Origin of the sequence: Psychrobacter sp. UBA3483, assembly GCF_002377905.1 — a bacterium.
Taxonomy (GTDB): Bacteria; Pseudomonadota; Gammaproteobacteria; order Pseudomonadales; family Moraxellaceae; genus Psychrobacter.
The window spans coordinates 34,381-49,612 of the sequence record NZ_DFQS01000041.1; the positions used below are offsets into that span (position 1 = coordinate 34,381).

At 44.8% G+C, this 15,232-nt stretch carries 15 protein-coding genes; 3 read left to right on the top strand and 12 right to left on the bottom strand.

Annotated elements, in window-relative coordinates; all coding sequences use genetic code 11:
- Positions 1-377: 377 nt before the first annotated feature.
- Entirely contained in the window at positions 378-1,136 is a 759-nt protein-coding gene (ompR, locus tag B2866_RS07065) for a two-component system response regulator OmpR (protein ID WP_068407795.1), read from the top strand.
- A gap of 115 nt (positions 1,137-1,251) precedes the next feature.
- On the opposite strand, the gene B2866_RS07070 is transcribed toward ompR, so the two are convergent.
- From B2866_RS07070 to ubiG, 4 genes are all read right to left on the bottom strand, one after another.
- The gene (locus tag B2866_RS07070) at positions 1,252-1,518 is read right to left on the bottom strand and encodes a DksA/TraR family C4-type zinc finger protein (protein ID WP_102077773.1); all 267 of its coding nucleotides are present in this window, start codon (positions 1,516-1,518) and stop codon (positions 1,252-1,254) included.
- A 162-nt stretch (positions 1,519-1,680) separates the two neighbouring features.
- Positions 1,681-2,517 carry a YciK family oxidoreductase gene (locus tag B2866_RS07075; protein ID WP_296192086.1) on the bottom strand — a complete coding sequence of 279 codons (837 nt, stop codon included), beginning with the start codon at positions 2,515-2,517 and terminating at the stop codon, positions 1,681-1,683.
- A 94-nt stretch (positions 2,518-2,611) separates the two neighbouring features.
- Positions 2,612-3,322: an HAD family hydrolase gene (locus B2866_RS07080; RefSeq protein WP_296192088.1), complete on the bottom strand. Its 711-nt coding sequence runs from the start codon at positions 3,320-3,322 to the stop codon at positions 2,612-2,614.
- A 74-nt stretch (positions 3,323-3,396) separates the two neighbouring features.
- Positions 3,397-4,179: a bifunctional 2-polyprenyl-6-hydroxyphenol methylase/3-demethylubiquinol 3-O-methyltransferase UbiG gene (gene ubiG / locus B2866_RS07085; protein ID WP_409520871.1), complete on the bottom strand. Its 783-nt coding sequence runs from the start codon at positions 4,177-4,179 to the stop codon at positions 3,397-3,399.
- Between the two features lie 547 nt (positions 4,180-4,726).
- Between ubiG and B2866_RS07090 the strand changes: the two genes are divergently transcribed.
- Positions 4,727-5,347: a thiol:disulfide interchange protein DsbA/DsbL gene (locus B2866_RS07090; protein WP_296192093.1), complete on the top strand. Its 621-nt coding sequence runs from the start codon at positions 4,727-4,729 to the stop codon at positions 5,345-5,347.
- Positions 5,348-5,467: 120 nt separating this feature from the next.
- On the opposite strand, the gene yjgA is transcribed toward B2866_RS07090, so the two are convergent.
- From yjgA to mazG, 8 genes are all read right to left on the bottom strand, one after another.
- Positions 5,468-5,980 carry a ribosome biogenesis factor YjgA gene (gene yjgA / locus B2866_RS07095; RefSeq protein ID WP_296192095.1) on the bottom strand — a complete coding sequence of 171 codons (513 nt, stop codon included), beginning with the start codon at positions 5,978-5,980 and terminating at the stop codon, positions 5,468-5,470.
- A gap of 118 nt (positions 5,981-6,098) precedes the next feature.
- Positions 6,099-7,058 carry an RNase adapter RapZ gene (rapZ, locus tag B2866_RS07100; protein ID WP_296192098.1) on the bottom strand — a complete coding sequence of 320 codons (960 nt, stop codon included), beginning with the start codon at positions 7,056-7,058 and terminating at the stop codon, positions 6,099-6,101.
- Between the two features lie 40 nt (positions 7,059-7,098).
- Positions 7,099-8,001, bottom strand: coding sequence for a pantoate--beta-alanine ligase (panC, locus tag B2866_RS07105; RefSeq protein ID WP_296192101.1), 903 nt, complete (start codon positions 7,999-8,001; stop codon positions 7,099-7,101).
- 80 nt (positions 8,002-8,081) lie between these two features.
- Positions 8,082-8,882 (bottom strand): 3-methyl-2-oxobutanoate hydroxymethyltransferase, encoded by an 801-nt coding sequence (gene panB, locus B2866_RS07110; RefSeq protein ID WP_296192106.1) that lies wholly within the window; start codon positions 8,880-8,882, stop codon positions 8,082-8,084.
- 111 nt (positions 8,883-8,993) lie between these two features.
- Entirely contained in the window at positions 8,994-9,494 is a 501-nt protein-coding gene (gene folK / locus B2866_RS07115) for a 2-amino-4-hydroxy-6-hydroxymethyldihydropteridine diphosphokinase (protein ID WP_409520872.1), read from the bottom strand.
- A gap of 104 nt (positions 9,495-9,598) precedes the next feature.
- Positions 9,599-11,950, bottom strand: coding sequence for a polynucleotide adenylyltransferase PcnB (pcnB, locus tag B2866_RS07120; protein ID WP_296192110.1), 2,352 nt, complete (start codon positions 11,948-11,950; stop codon positions 9,599-9,601).
- A 164-nt stretch (positions 11,951-12,114) separates the two neighbouring features.
- Complete coding sequence (locus tag B2866_RS07125) at positions 12,115-12,546, bottom strand: ComEA family DNA-binding protein (RefSeq protein WP_296192113.1); 432 nt, start codon at positions 12,544-12,546, stop codon at positions 12,115-12,117.
- Positions 12,533-13,423, bottom strand: a complete 891-nt coding sequence (mazG, locus tag B2866_RS07130) for a nucleoside triphosphate pyrophosphohydrolase (protein ID WP_296192116.1) — start codon at positions 13,421-13,423, stop codon at positions 12,533-12,535. The genes B2866_RS07125 and mazG overlap by 14 nt, the downstream gene beginning before the upstream one ends.
- 177 nt (positions 13,424-13,600) lie before the next feature.
- Here mazG and B2866_RS07135 point away from each other — a divergent pair, with 177 nt between their 5' ends.
- Positions 13,601-15,082, top strand: coding sequence for a phosphomannomutase CpsG (locus tag B2866_RS07135; protein WP_296192119.1), 1,482 nt, complete (start codon positions 13,601-13,603; stop codon positions 15,080-15,082).
- The last annotated feature ends 150 nt before the right edge of the window (positions 15,083-15,232 follow it).

A 15,232-nucleotide genomic window follows, 5' to 3' on the forward strand; every position in this document is an offset into this window, starting at 1 on the left:
GCATGAATAAAAATCCTTTTTATCTTTTCGTTATTTATCGCCTGTTTTATGGTAAAAATCGTCTGATATCGTCCGTTCTCACGCCTTGTTAAACAAACGCATACAGCATTTAGCATTATCATTGATGCAATTATTACAGCAATCTTATACACTAAAGTCTTAACCGCACAAATATTGCAGTTTACTACTGTACTGAACACTAGTTTGTTATATTTATTTATTTTTAGCAATCGATGGAATGGTTTTTAGCTAGCAGCACTAATATTGTTACCTTTATGGATGCTTTCCTGAATTCTATTTTTATTAACAAAGATATTCACCCTTGTATTTTCAATCATAATTTCTACCAATAATAATTTTTATAAGAGGATGACTGTATGACAGATAACAACAGCCCTGACACCTTAAACCAGCGCATTTTGGTCGTTGATGACGATGCCCGCTTGCGCTCTTTATTACAACGTTTTCTAGAAGACGATGGTTTTGTCGTTCGTACCGCTCATGATGGCAATCAGATGGACAAATTGATGCAACGTGAGCTGTTTTCATTGGTGGTATTGGATTTGATGCTACCAGGCGAAGATGGTATTAGTATCTGTAAGCGCTTGCGCGAAGACAATGGTGATATTCCGATTATCATGCTTACTGCTAAAGGTGGCGATGCCGATCGTATCGCTGGCCTTGAAGCCGGCGCTGATGACTATCTGCCAAAGCCATTTAACCCAAAAGAGCTATTGGCCCGTATCAAAGCGGTGCTGCGTCGTCAAAATCGTGAGCTACCGGGTGCGCCAAGTCATCAGCTAGAAGTGGTTGAGTTTGGACCATGGACGCTTGATTTATCGACCCGTACCCTTAAACGCGATGGCAATGTGGTCACTTTGACGACCGGTGAGTTTTCAGTATTAAAAGCCTTGGTACAGCATCCACGTGAGCCATTAACACGTGATAAACTGATGAACCTAGCCCGTGGTCGTGAATGGGGCGCGATGGAGCGTTCTATCGATGTACAAGTATCACGTTTGCGCCGCCTGATTGAAGACAATCCTTCACAAGCGCGTTATATCCAAACTGTTTGGGGTGTCGGTTATGTATTCGTACCCGATGAAGCAGAAGTTGAAGCGGCTAAAAGTGAATAGCTTTAGCATTCAATGTTGATACTATTTAATGCCATAAAAAAGCCCTGCAATTAATATGCAGGGCTTTTTTATTTTTCTAACTATTGGTTTAATGCTAAATACTTAGTGCATAAAACTAACGTAATTGACTGTCCTTACTACCGCGGCGATTAAATAGCTCAGTTGCCTTTGCTTCTTTTTCAAGCTCAGACTGACAGCTAACGCAGTGCTGCACACCCGGCACGGCAATACGCCGCGCTTCTGGAATCGGGTTGCCACACTCATCGCAAAACTCAGCGCTTTCACCCGTTGGCAGCGCACGCCGTGCGCGCTCTAGGGCATCATTGACAGTCGCATCCATTTGTTCATGCTCTGCCCCATCTCTTGACCAGCCACCTGCCATAATCTTATCCTATTTTTTATTAATGCTATTTAGGTTTTAATTGATAAAAGTCTTTAATAACAAATAGATGGGGCTTCATAACGCTTATTTCAACAAATAAGTGCTTTTATAAGTGCAATCAATGGCCATAAAAATAGCGGGCAGTAAGATAACAAGTGACGATTAGTCTTTTGGTTGTAGCTCAACCACTTGACCGCGCACGCCGATGCTTTCATCACTCATCAAAAACACATAGCCGCCCATAATATCTTCTGGTGTTTTTAGGCTCATCGGATTTTCACCGGGAAAAGCATGAGCGCGCATATTGGTACGGGTGCCGCCGGGGTTGATGCAATTAAAGCGTAAATTGGTGGTATTTTGCGTTTCTTGGGTAAAGATATCACTCATGCCTTCTACCGCTTGCTTGGACAGTGCATAGGCACCCCAAAACGCGCGCGGATGAGTGCCAACGCTACTAGAGGTAAAGACGATAGAACCATGGGCGGCATCTTTAAGCAGCGGCAGCAGGGCTTGGGTGAGCATAAAGGTAGAGGTAAAGTTGACCTTCATCACCTGAGCAAACATATCGACATCGTACATCTCAAGCGGTGTCAAAGAACCTAGCATGCCAGCATTGTGCAATACCCCATCGAGCTGGCCGACTTCTTTTGCTATCAAATTCTCTAGCGTTTGCATCTCAGCATAAGTTGCGCCTTCAAGATTCATCGGTAGCATGGCAGGCTGCTTGCCGCCAAAGCTTTCGATTTCATCATAAACGTATTCAAGTTTGCTACTGGTACGCCCCAACAATAACACCGTCGCACCATAACGGGCATAGGTCAAGGCGGCAACACGGCCGATACCATCACCAGCACCCGTGACCAAAATTGTTTTACCATCTAAGCAGTTATCAGGCGGTATAAAATTACGAATATCATCGTGCGATACAGATGGTACAGAATTTTGCGCAGCTGCTTGATTGGTTTGCTGCGGCGTTGGCGGATTAGTATTGTCACTCATGGCATTACTCACTGCTTATTATTTGATGATTTAATAGGTAGGATGCTTATTAGCTATCTTGATAAATGGCTTATTTGCTTTATAAGCATTTATTTTATAAATAGTCAAACTTACCTGAAGAAAGTAAAAGCTTACTCAACTCTTTAGGGGTATCAGTAATATAGTCAGCGCCCCATTTCTTTAAGTTTTTTTGATCTTCAGGCGGGATATAACCATAGGCGGCTAAAATGGTTGTCATACCAGCGGCGTTGCCCGCTTCGATATCGCGTATATGGTCACCAATATAAAGCACGCTTTCAGCAGCACCGCGCGGGATAGCGAGTTTTTCCAACGCCATATACATCGGCTCTGGATCTGGCTTAGAGCGTGATACATCGTCAGGACAAACCAAAACCGAGCAGCGCTCGTCTAACTGCATTTTTTCTAACAAAAGCTCTGCTAAATAGCGCGGTTTATTGGTGACAATTCCCCATGGTACGCCTTTATCCTCTAAGGTATGCAGCACCTCTTCAAGCTCGCTAAAGACACAGCTATCGACGCATATATCAGCTTCATAATCGTCTAAAAACTGCTGACGAAACTCCTGCAACGCCTCTTCACTAACCTCAAGTTGGCCGTTATGACGCAGCATCAAGCGTACCATCGACGAAGCGCCTGCGGAAACTTGCTCACGAATCTCAGCTTCAGGTGGCGCTTGCCAATCATTCTCGCCGCTCATTTTACCAATAATCCGGACGAAATCGGCGGCAGTGTCGATTAACGTCCCATCAAGGTCGAACAAGACAGCTTTTACAAATTGACTCATAACAGGCGCTCTTAATATTAATTTAAAACATGGATTTAAAAGATAGTTAAAAAAGGAATACTTATAAAAAAAATTTACGACAGTGGTTTTTGTACCGCCATCATATAATTGACATCGACGTTTTGCGCCAACCAGTAGCGTTTGGTCAACGGATTATAATGCAAACCAATGATATCTTGACGGCTAAAGCCTGCATTAATCGCCATTTTATCCAATTCAGCTGGGGTAATAAATTTGGCGTAATCATGGGTGCCGCGATCAAGCAGACGCAATACATACTCGGCGCCAACGATAGCAAATAGGTAGGATTTAGGGTTGCGATTAATGGTCGAGAGCACGCAAACGCCGCCTGGCGCTAGTAGCTTAAAACATGCCTCGACGATGGCAGTTGGGTCTGGTACGTGCTCGAGCATCTCCATACAAGTGACCACATCGAACTGACCGGCATGGCTTTCAGCCAATTGCTCAATCGGAATGTGCTGATAACGCAAGGTATCATTTAAATTGCTTTGCTCAGCATGTAAGGCCGCTGCTTTGAGATTTTCTGTACCAAGGTCAATACCGGTGACATCAGCGCCGCGTCGCGCCATTGATTCTGACAAGATACCGCCGCCGCAACCGACATCTAAGACTTTTTTACCGGCCAAGCCCATCTCTGCGGATTTACTGCTATCGGCACTCATAAAGCCGCGCTTGACGTTGTCTTCTATCCAATTAAGACGTAGCGGATTGATTTCGTGTAAGGTGGCAAATGCGCCGGTTTTATTCCACCACTCGCTCGCCAAATTGTTGAATTTTTCTACTTCGCTGGCATCAACGTTGATCGCCGTATTTTGGTTAAATTCGCTAGCAGCCATAATAGCATTGCTAGAATCGCTAATACGGTCAGTAGGATGGTTTTGTTGATGTTTCATAGGCTGCGCAGAAGGTAAAACTTGGCTCATAGGATTTTTCCTTTATCGGCATTATAGTTATTATCGGGGAGTATGAAGTATGATGCTACGCTCAATATTAGCATGAGAGCAGCAACTTTGTCGTGAGTACATCGTCACCGTTTGTGAAACGCGCAAATTATAGCGCCATGAGTCGGTTATTTTTAACTGTAAAACATTTTGCTTAATGACTTTGGCTTAACACTAGGCAGGAATTTAAGGCATAAAATAAGCGCAAAACCATCAGTAAGATACCTTAAATAATAGCTCACAGCTTTACAACCGTTAGTTAAGAATCGGGTTCACAACTATGGGCATTTTACGCTATTATAGGCAGTAGTCTATAAAAGGTTGATTTGGGCGACGCATTGCTGCTTAACCACGTAAAACCTATATACAAATGCGCTAAATGACTGCTGAATCGAACCTTCTGAAACAACCATTCTGAATCTCGACACCTCAAGGAAAAAGTATGAAACGTATCATCGCATTGACTGGTTTGGCTTGTGCTATTGGGCTTGCCAATATGGGCGCACAAGCTGCCAATTATGTCGCAGGAAAAGACTACCGCGTGCTAGACAATCCAGAAAAAATCAGCGGTGATGCCATCATTGTGCGTGAATTTTTTTGGTATGGCTGCCCGCATTGTAACGTCCTGAATCCGCATATGGAAAAATGGGCAAAAACCAAAGATAAAGATGTGGTATTTTTCAAAACTCCAGCGGCGCTAAACCCTGTTTGGGAGGCCAGCGCTCGTGGTTTCTACGCCGCTCAGCTTTTGGGTTATGAAGACAAAACCCATGATGCGCTATTTGATGCGGTGCATAAAGACGGCAAACAGTTATTTGATCAAGCGTCACTAAGCAAATGGTATGCGTCACAAGGCGTCAATGAAAAGAAATTCAATAGCCTTTATAACTCGTTTGCCGTTGGCACAAAAATTGGTCGCTCACAGGCAGGTGCTAAGCGTTATCAGCTTTCAGGCGTACCAGCGGTGGTTGTCCATGGTAAGTATGTGGTCACGGGTGAAAGCGCCACTGTTCCTAAAGTAGTTGATTATCTGGTTGATAAAGTACGCGCCGAGAAAAAATAATTTAAGATGAATGAGTGCTTAAAGAAATACACGTTTATTAGCAGGCAAAAAGCCAATCAAACGATTGGCTTTTTGCCTGCGTTATGGGCTATGAGCTGTTATTAACGCTAATATAAATCGCTAGCTTTTCAGCTGCGACAATATCGTCACTTCACGAATATAACTGGCCAAATCTTCTTTGGATTCCGCCATCAATTCATCATCCTGTGTGTGCTTGGCATATTCAATCCATAGCAGCAGCTGATATAAACTATTACGCTCAGAGGCTTTGTATTGTTTTACAAACTGCTTTAGCGTGCCCTCATCATTGATGTTTAAGCGCTCAATCCAGCTTTCAATTTTGGAAATCTGCTCTTTTGGGAAAAAAGCGTCGAACAAGGCTTTAACCAGTTCGTGGCGGTTTTCTTCACTGATGAGTTTGCCGACCCGTTTGGTTTGACGATTGCGCGCATTGGCACTGGTAATGTCAGCAAGCGCCATCAGCTCTGCCATAAAATAATCACTTGCGGGCAGTTTTTTAAGCTGCTTCTTTGATAAGCTGGCAAGCGGTATCGACAATGCTTGTAAGCGCTCATGAGCTTTTTTGAGCTCTGTGCGCGAGACGCGCATATCTTGTTCTGACCAGTCAATCATAAAAGCTTTCCATTTTTCGAGATAGTAAATAATAGAGTTTATTGCGTCTTGCTGATTATATTGCTTAAGCATTCATTGTAGCTAATAACCATTAATAATTAGCATTACTAACCTTGCTTTACCAACGATGTTTTTCGCGGTGCTTAGCGGTAACGCTCAAACCTTCGGGCAAGCTCGCGCTCAATTTATCTTGCAAGTGCTTGGTAATAAATACCGAGCGATGCTTGCCCCCTGTGCAGCCAATCGCAACCGTCACCGTATGGCGGTTGTTGTGTAAAAAGTCTGGCAACCAGCGCGTAAGGAAGGCGGCGATATCGTCCGTCATCTCTGCCACTTCTGGGTAATCAGCAAAAAACTCAGCAACTTCCGCATCAAGACCCGTCGCGGCGCGCAGCTTTGGATTCCAATGTGGGTTGGGCAAAATGCGCACATCAAAGACAAAGTCGGCATCAATTGGGCTGCCATATTTAAAACCAAAGGATAAGAGGTTAATGGCGATTTGATTGTCAGCCCCAACATAATCGCGCAGGCGCTCTTTTAGCTGGTGGATATTTAGCATACTGGTATCAATTTTAAGATCAGCACGCCTAAATATCGGCTGCAAAAGCTGGTTTTCTTTTTCAATCGCCGCTGGTAAATTGTCAGCGGTATTTTCGATGCCTTTGCTATCTTGCACCATCAAAGGATGAATGCGGCGCGTGGCATTAAAGCGCGCCACTAAGATATCCTCTTGCGCTGTCACATAAATGACGGTGAGAGCCTCTTCGCCATACGTCTGCTTTAACGTATCATGTATTTCAGAAAAATTGGACAAATCGGCGCGCGGGGTGCGAATATCGACCCCAAGGGCGACGCGTTTGATGCCGCTATCACAAACCAGCTTTTGTGCCGCCTCAGGAACCAATGACAAAGGCATATTATCAATACAATAATAACCAAAGTCCTCTAGGATATTGAGTACGGAGGTCTTGCCCGAGCCTGAGCGCCCTGAAACCACTAAGATACTTAAACTATCTTTATGGGACTGTGTCTGCTCGTTATTTGATTTGGCGTGCTCATTGTCCTTAGTTGTACTCATGATCCGTCATCCTTATACATTGCTCTAGCCACTCCCGCGCTCATGACGACAGTGTTACCGTCACTAGCTGATTGTCTAACAAGCGTGCACGGCCCAACCATGCGGCAACCAAAATCACCAAATCTTGCTGATTTTCTTCTAAACTTGCCTGCAAATTGTCTGCCTTTAAAGCCTCAAGTTGAGCCGTTTTAACTTCTAAATAATCAATGATAAAACCCGCTGCAGTGATACGCGCTTTAGCCGCTGCTAATAAATGCTCAGGCCCTTGTTTGATATGCGCGCCATTCGTCAGTTGGTCGGCTAAGCGCTGTAATTCCTGATGAAGCATGGGAGCGATATTGCGCTCAGTTTCAGTTAAATACTGATTGCGCGACGATAGCGCTAAACCATCAGCTGCTCGTACGATAGGCGCGCCAACGATTTCAATCGGATAACTTAAATCACGCACCAACTGCTGAATAATGGATAATTGTTGATAGTCTTTTTGCCCAAATATTGCTACATTGGGCTGAACGATATTAAAAAGTTTTGAGACGACGATGCCCACGCCATCAAAATGACTAGGGCGCGATTGGCCACATAACTGGCCGGTGATTGCGCCTGCGCGAACGGACGTTGGTGGCGGCAATACCGGATACATCTCATCAATGCTTGGGGCAAATACATAATCGGCGCCCACGGTAGCAAGCTTGGCGACATCTGCATCTAAGGTACGTGGATAGCTGTCAAAATCTTCACCGACGCCGAATTGGGTAGGATTGACAAAGATACTCACCACGACAATATCGGCATGCTGCTTGGCAAGCTTGACCAGCTCAAGATGGCCATCATGCAGATTGCCCATTGTTGGTACTAACGCAATACGCGACTTGCCCTCTTGCTGACCACGATAAGGGTTTAGGGCGTTACGCAGCGCTGAGATGTGATGATAAATAATGGGCATGGTTAATATGTCTTATCCTAATAGCTTTTTTATCGGTAATCGTCAAATCATTAAATCAAATACGACTTACTTTAATACGGCTAGCTAAATTGGTGCTGTTCAGTGGGGAAACTGCCGTCACGTACCGACTGCTGATACAGCGCAAAAGCCCCTTCAATACTACCCGCGCTATTACGCTCATCGGTTAAAAAGTCATGGACAAAGCGTGGTACGCGGCCGTGCACCATACCAAGCATGTCATGCATGACAAGGACTTGACCATCAGTATCAGCACCAGCGCCAATCCCAATAACCGGCACAGCTACGGCTTCTGTAACTGCCTTCGCAAGCTCAGCCGGTACACACTCTAATACCAAAAGCGCCGCACCTGCCTCGACCACCGCTTTAGCATCAGTCAGCAGTTTTTCGGCCGCAGCATCACCGCGACCTTGGATTTTATAACCACCAAAGACATTGACAGACTGCGGCGTCAGTCCTAAATGCACACAAGTCGGCGTACCTGCTTGCGCCAAGGTTTTGACCAAATCGCAAAGCTCACTACCGCCTTCAATCTTAATCACATGCGCGCCCGCCTGCATCAGCTTACGGCTATTGGCCACCGCATCTGGGAGCGTCACATAACTCATAAATGGCAAATCCGCTAAAATCAGTGCATGCTTATTACTACGGGCTATATTGGCCGTATGATAAGCCATATCATCAACGCTGACAGGCAAGGTTGAATCATGCCCTTGTACCACCATGCCCAAACTATCACCGATCAAAATCGTATCGATTTGCGCGTTGTCCATCATACGCGCAAACATGGCGTCATAGCAGGTCAGACAAGTGAATTTAACACCGTCTTTTTTAAATTTATTTAAGGTAGATAAGGTTGTCATATGACCCTCAATGCGGTTAACTATTTATAGCCTTTGACGTTTTAATAAAATGCACAGCCACTATCCTAGCATCCAACTTATTCATCATTCGACAGAGGCACCAAAGAGGCACTAATTCAGTTTTAATAGCTTTAGCCCCGTCCAATCGTCACTCGGCGGATAAGCGGTGATGGGTTTGTTTGAAATGATTAACGCTGGCGCCAACTCTCGCAGCGGTAGCAAGACAAAATTGCGTTCATGCAACCCCGCATGCGGTATCGTTAATTGTGGCTCTGAGATTTCGATATCACCATACAATAAAATATCGACATCGAGGCTGCGCTCACCCCAGCGGCGCAAACGGGTGCGTTTGGCTTGTTGTTCTAGCGCTTGGCAAAATGCAAGCAGCTCAAACGCAGTTAAGGTAGTCTCAAAACCTACAACCGCATTGACAAAGTCAGGCTGATCTTGCGGTCCCATCGGCGCCGAAGCATAGAAAGAAGACACACGAACTGCTCGTATCTGCTTATTTTCTTGCATGGCTACGATGGCTTGCTGTAAATGCTCTACCGGCGAACCTAGCTCGTTTTCTAAATTACTGCCTAACCCGACATAGCAGATAACCCAGTTCATACCGTCACTACTTTTATTGGCATTGGCATTGCTAGTTTCAAAGTGGCTGTTCATAGTTTTCACTGTGCTTTAGTGCTTTAGTGCTTTAAAATCGGCTTGTAAGCCTAACCGTTGTTAACGCTTGGCTGACGACGGCGGCGTTTTGATGGTACCGGCCCTTTTTGCTCATTCATTTTACTAGCAGCTGTTTGATTATCAGCTGACTGAGTTTGAGTAGTCTGTTTCTTAGTATTCTGTTTGGTTGTAGCAGGTTTGTTAGAAGCAGCTTTTTTAGCAACAGCTTTTTTAGCAACAGAGGGTGTATCCTCAGCAAATTCTGCCGCAGTTTTGGGGGCTTTTTTCCCATACTTAGCCGTATTTCCTACTTGCTCTTTATCGCTAACTGGTTTTGCCGCTACGTTATGCAAGTTATCAGCGTTATTTTTAACGTCAATATTACTATTATTCGCTATCGTAGTAGGTTGACGACGGCGACGTTTATACGGTATCGGCTCGTTGTTTATGCTGACGAGCGCTGGCGTTTGGGCGACAGTACGCTTAGTATGAATATTAGCATTGGCCGTTGTAGATAAAGCTGACTGCTCAAAATCGGCTTTGCTAGCAGCAGGCTTGGTATCGACTGGTTTTGTTTTTGCATCCTGCTGCGCTTGCTTATCAGCGTTAACAAAGTTATCAGATTGGCTTGCAACCAGCGCTTTCTTAGATGACGTATTTTCAGCTTTTGGGCTTTGCTGCACAGGGGCTTGCTTTGATTTAGCGTTAGATTTTGGCTGATCGTCCGCTGGCAACTGCTTACGTAGTGGCGGAACCACTTTTTCATGCTCTATGACAAACAACGGCGCTGGTTTTATATCTTGACGCTTATGTGCCGATTGGTTGCCAGTATTCGCCAGTGATAACTGCTGCAATTGCGCCAGCTCATTATTATCTTGTGCTGCTTGCTGCTTATCATAGCTATTATTACGACCATTCTCATTACGACCGACATTGCTGCTACTATTACTGACACTGTTATTAGCATGCTGAGCCGACTGACTGGCAGCGCGGCGGCGGCGTGACGGCACGTTTGAGGCATCATTAGCTTGCTTGCTATGAGCATTGCCGTTGATGGTATCTGGTTGATTGTTTTCTATGTGATTTACCTTATCATTGTTTGGTGTGCTCAAAGCTTGCGGTTTTTGACGATTACGCCCGCGACCACGCTGCCCTTGTTTATACGCACCGCGACGGATATTTTCATCAAAATCCTCAATCGCTTGATCTTGCTGCTGCTCGGTCAGGGTTTGATAGTTTTGCCACCACTCGCCCATGCCATTGGTCGATTCTGAAAGCGGATGTTCGGCATCACCGCACTGCTCACGCAATAGCAAGAAATCAAAACCGGCACGGAAACGAGGATGCTCAGATAACTGGATAATTTGTTTGCTGCGGGGCGCGGCCAATTTTGGCTGCAATATCCAAATATCACGGATAAATTGTTCGGCAAATTTTGGAATAGCGGTCTTGATACGCTGACGGTCGATGACTTTGCCAGCTGCATGCAGTTGCGCATCAGCAAAAGGCATATTGCGTTTTTTTGCTTTTTCTAATTGATGGAGATAGTTTTCCCACAGCAAGGCGGCATAAAAGAAAGCAGGATTGATACTTTTGCCAGCGGCGATACGTTTATCGGTATTGACAGCCACTTGTTTGACCAACGCACTTGGTTCGGCAGGCGGATAAATAAATAAGCTGTCAATCGCGCCCGATTCAAACAATAACGGTAATAACGGCACTAAATAGCCACCGGTGAACATCTTTTGCGTTTCATCATACAGACGATGCGGAGAGATTTGCTCAAGCAGAGCCCAATTGTCATCATGGAACTGGGCGGCGAGTTCGCTATCAAAGTCAAAACCCAATTTTGCCTTAAAACGCAGGGCACGCAGCAACCTGACCGGATCTTCTTCGATACGCGTCGGTGCATTGCCTAACAGGCGAATAATTTTATTATCAATATCTTCAAGGGCACCGCAAAAATCATGTACCACACCTTTAAGCGGTTGATAATATAAAGCATTGATAGAAAAGTCACGACGGGCAAAGTCTTGTTTGATATCGCCCCAGACATTGTCGCGCAAAATCATTCCGTCTTGATTGGTATTGGCATTATTGAGCGGTGGACCACGAAACGTCGCCACTTCGATAAGTTCGCGCCCAGAGTAGACATGCGCCAATTGAAAGCGGCGACCGATAATACGGCAACGCTTGCCAAAGACGTCTTTAATCTCATGAGGTTTGGCATCAGTGACCGCGTCAAAGTCTTTTGGACGCAGGCCTAGCAAAGTATCGCGCACGCCGCCACCGACGATATAGGCATCAAACCCAGCTCGGGTTAGGGTGGCTATCACTTCGGTAATGGAATTGGGTAATTCAGATTTATTCAGTTCTAACTGCTTGGCGGCACGCTCGGCCATGCATCTACTCCTCGCCTTTATTCTTAACCACCCCGACGAACACAGCGTCTATCAGGCGGATGTACCCGCTAGTTTAACAAATTTTGACCATGGTGGGTGTGTTATGACATTTACTTACATGCTATTTTGTCAATATGGGGGTTAAATTATACAAAATAAAGCGCTTAATCTTGTACGCTTAAACGTTGGCGATTCTTCTCGACGGTTTTTGCCCCGATGCCTTTTACTTTCGTTAATTCATCAACCGTTTTAAAACCGCCAAACATCTCGCGATATAAAATAATTGCCTGCGCTTTACTGCTGCCAATACCGTTTAATGCCACCAGCTCGGCTTCTGTCGCGCGATTGATATTAATTCTAGTCTGCGTGCGCGCTTGGCTGTGGGCTGCTTCTTGCGTCAATAGATATTTATAAGCACTTTTAGCATTATCAAAACATGGCGCGGCAAAGACGGGATGAGACAGCTCCGCCATGATAGAAAATATGCCTACTAAAAAAATGACTAAGTTTTTAAATAAATTAGCATGCTGCCATTTAATAAATGAGTATTTGATGGCTAACCATTTAATAAGCAAGCTTTTATTAGTCGCGTTCATGCTGTTTCGCCGCTTCCCATAACGCATCCATCTCATTGATATCGCTATCTTCTAAACGCTTGCCAGCTGCCGCTAACTGCTCTTCAATATAACCAAAGCGCGACTTAAATTTATGCACACAGGTCAACGTTGCCGTTTCAGCATCGAGATTGAGTTTACGGGCGACATTGACCAGCGCAAACATGCAATCGCCAAGCTCTTTTTCAATGTCTCTGATATTGGCTTTGCTTATGGTATATTGAGCAGCGGTTTTCGATTTATCGGTCAGCTCGCTTTTTAACTCAGCGATTTCTTCATCAAGCTTATCAAAAGCGCCGCTGACCCCTTCCCAATCAAACCCCAATTTTGATGCTTGTTTTTGCACTTCCTGCGCTTGCATCAGCGCACTACCTGCCTTGGTATTATCCAAACGACGTTTCGGCTTGCCACGTGCGGCGCGAGCTTGGTCTTCCTCTGCTTTAATCTCATCCCAGCGTGCTTTTACCGCAGCGTCGTCTTTTAGCGTTTCTGCTTCAAAGACATGCGGATGGCGGCGAATCAGCTTTTCTTGCAAGGTGGTAATCACATCGCTGATATCAAAGCGTCCTTGTTCAGCGTACATCTGACAATGAAAAACCACTTGCAAAAGCACATCGCCAAGCTCGCCCTTGATATCTTCGTCATCATCGCTTTGAACCGCTTCGCCAAGCTCATAGGCTTCTTCAATCGCATACGGAATGAGGCTATGATTGCTTTGTTTTTTATCCCACGGACAATCTGCGCGCAGCCGTGCCATCAATCCCAATAAATCGTCTAACTCGCCAGTGGCTACTGGCACGCCCTGTACAGGGCTGGGCGGCGTAACAGAAGTTAACGTTTGGTTGTCTAAGTCACTCATAAAATACTCTTATATGTTTTATCATAGAAACGGATAAGTATAAAAACGCTCACATAAAGCACCACTACGGCTTTATGACTCATTTGGTAGTTAGTGTATCATTGAACGCTTATTGACTTATAATCCTGTTATCACTCCCTCATTTTTTACCGCGCACGCACAAGGAAGCTTACTATTATGTCCACTTCTGCGACTACTGGCTATCAGCCAGCAACAGAATTTCACCCTATCAGCATTCAGTCATTTAAGGCGTATGATATCCGCGGCGAGCTTGGCGTCAACCTTGACGAAGACATCGCCTACCGTATCGGCCGCGCCTTTGGGCAAATTTTATTCGAGCATTATAGCGCTGCAGATGTCGCAGATGAACTGAAAAAATTAAAGCCAGCTATCGTCATCGGTAACGATATCCGCCACTCCAGTGAGCAGTTAAAACAAGCAACCATCAAAGGTATGCTCGATGCGGGTGTCGATGTGATTGATTTGGGTATGACAGGCACAGAAGAGGTTTACTTTGCGACCAGTTATTATCAGGCGTTGGGCGGTATCGAAGTAACGGCTAGCCACAATCCAATTAATTATAATGGCCTAAAATTGGTCAAAGAACACTCAAAACCGATTAGCGCCGATGATGGCTTGGCAGAGATTCAAGCATTAGCAGAATCTGGGCAATTTAGTACGGATAATCAACAAGGTACATTACAATTACTAACGGATAAAAGCGCTTATATCAATCATGTCATGACGTTTATTGATGTTGATAAATTAAAACCGCTAAAACTGGTTATCAACTCCGGTAACGGTAGCGCAGGTCCTGTCGTTGATTTATTAATTGACAAGTTAGCACAAGCTGGCGCGCCAATTGAAGTGCTTAAGTTGCACCATACGCCTGATGGTAGCTTTCCAAATGGCATTCCCAATCCAATGATTGAGGCCAATCGAACCGCCACTCAGCAAGCAGTGCTAAAAAATAAAGCCGACCTTGGCATTGCCTTTGATGGTGATTTTGACCGCTGCTTTTTATTCGATGAATACGGCGAATTTATCGATGGCAGCTATGTCGTTGGCATGCTTGCGCAAGCGTTTTTAAACAAGTATGCGGGCGAGTCAATTGTCTATGATCCGCGAGTGATTTATAACACCGAAGCCGTCATTGATGAGCATAACGGTAAGGCAGTTATTAGTAAGTCTGGGCACTCATTTATCAAACAAGTGATGCGGGATTCTGGTGCAGTGTATGGCGGTGAGATGTCAGCGCATCACTATTTTCGCGACTTTTTCTACTGCGATAGCGGCATGATTCCTTGGCTCTTAACCATTGAGTTATTATCAATTACCGGTAAAACCTTGTCAGAATTGGTCAGCGGTTATATTGCAGCCTATCCAAGCTCAGGCGAGCTAAATTTTCACCTGACCACTCATGATGCGCCAGCCATTATTAGCGCCATCGAAGAGAAGTTCAGCGCCGAAAATCCAACCAAATCGATGCTCGATGGTTTGAGTTTAAACTTTGGCGAATGGCGTTTTAACTTACGCGCCTCAAATACTGAACCATTAATTCGCTTAAATATTGAAAGTCGCGGTGATGAGAACTTATTACAAACCAAAACCCAAGAGATTCAGCAATGGCTTGCTAGTAAAGGAGCGGTAGCTGCTTAACTCGAATAACTGCCATGCTGAATAAAGATATTATGAATTCATAAAAACAATAAAAGCGCCGATTGATTTTTATATTAATCGGCGCTTTTTATTTGGTTTTAGTCTAATAACTGTTTATCTGCCACGCTTATACCAATCCCAATAATTAAA

What these genes read in the sequence shown, in the direction of transcription:
- ompR (WP_068407795.1), top strand. Translation starts at nt 378, where the DNA reads ATGACAGATAACAACAGCCCTGACACCTTAAACCAGCGCATTTTGGTC.
- B2866_RS07070 (WP_102077773.1), bottom strand. Translation starts at nt 1,518, where the DNA reads ATGGCAGGTGGCTGGTCAAGAGATGGGGCAGAGCATGAACAAATGGAT.
- B2866_RS07075 (WP_296192086.1), bottom strand. Translation starts at nt 2,517, where the DNA reads ATGAGTGACAATACTAATCCGCCAACGCCGCAGCAAACCAATCAAGCA.
- B2866_RS07080 (WP_296192088.1), bottom strand. Translation starts at nt 3,322, where the DNA reads ATGAGTCAATTTGTAAAAGCTGTCTTGTTCGACCTTGATGGGACGTTA.
- ubiG (WP_409520871.1), bottom strand. Translation starts at nt 4,179, where the DNA reads ATGGCTGCTAGCGAATTTAACCAAAATACGGCGATCAACGTTGATGCC.
- B2866_RS07090 (WP_296192093.1), top strand. Translation starts at nt 4,727, where the DNA reads ATGAAACGTATCATCGCATTGACTGGTTTGGCTTGTGCTATTGGGCTT.
- yjgA (WP_296192095.1), bottom strand. Translation starts at nt 5,980, where the DNA reads ATGATTGACTGGTCAGAACAAGATATGCGCGTCTCGCGCACAGAGCTC.
- rapZ (WP_296192098.1), bottom strand. Translation starts at nt 7,058, where the DNA reads ATGAGTACAACTAAGGACAATGAGCACGCCAAATCAAATAACGAGCAG.
- panC (WP_296192101.1), bottom strand. Translation starts at nt 8,001, where the DNA reads ATGCCCATTATTTATCATCACATCTCAGCGCTGCGTAACGCCCTAAAC.
- panB (WP_296192106.1), bottom strand. Translation starts at nt 8,882, where the DNA reads ATGACAACCTTATCTACCTTAAATAAATTTAAAAAAGACGGTGTTAAA.
- folK (WP_409520872.1), bottom strand. Translation starts at nt 9,494, where the DNA reads ATGAACTGGGTTATCTGCTATGTCGGGTTAGGCAGTAATTTAGAAAAC.
- pcnB (WP_296192110.1), bottom strand. Translation starts at nt 11,950, where the DNA reads ATGGCCGAGCGTGCCGCCAAGCAGTTAGAACTGAATAAATCTGAATTA.
- B2866_RS07125 (WP_296192113.1), bottom strand. Translation starts at nt 12,546, where the DNA reads ATGAACGCGACTAATAAAAGCTTGCTTATTAAATGGTTAGCCATCAAA.
- mazG (WP_296192116.1), bottom strand. Translation starts at nt 13,423, where the DNA reads ATGAGTGACTTAGACAACCAAACGTTAACTTCTGTTACGCCGCCCAGC.
- B2866_RS07135 (WP_296192119.1), top strand. Translation starts at nt 13,601, where the DNA reads ATGTCCACTTCTGCGACTACTGGCTATCAGCCAGCAACAGAATTTCAC.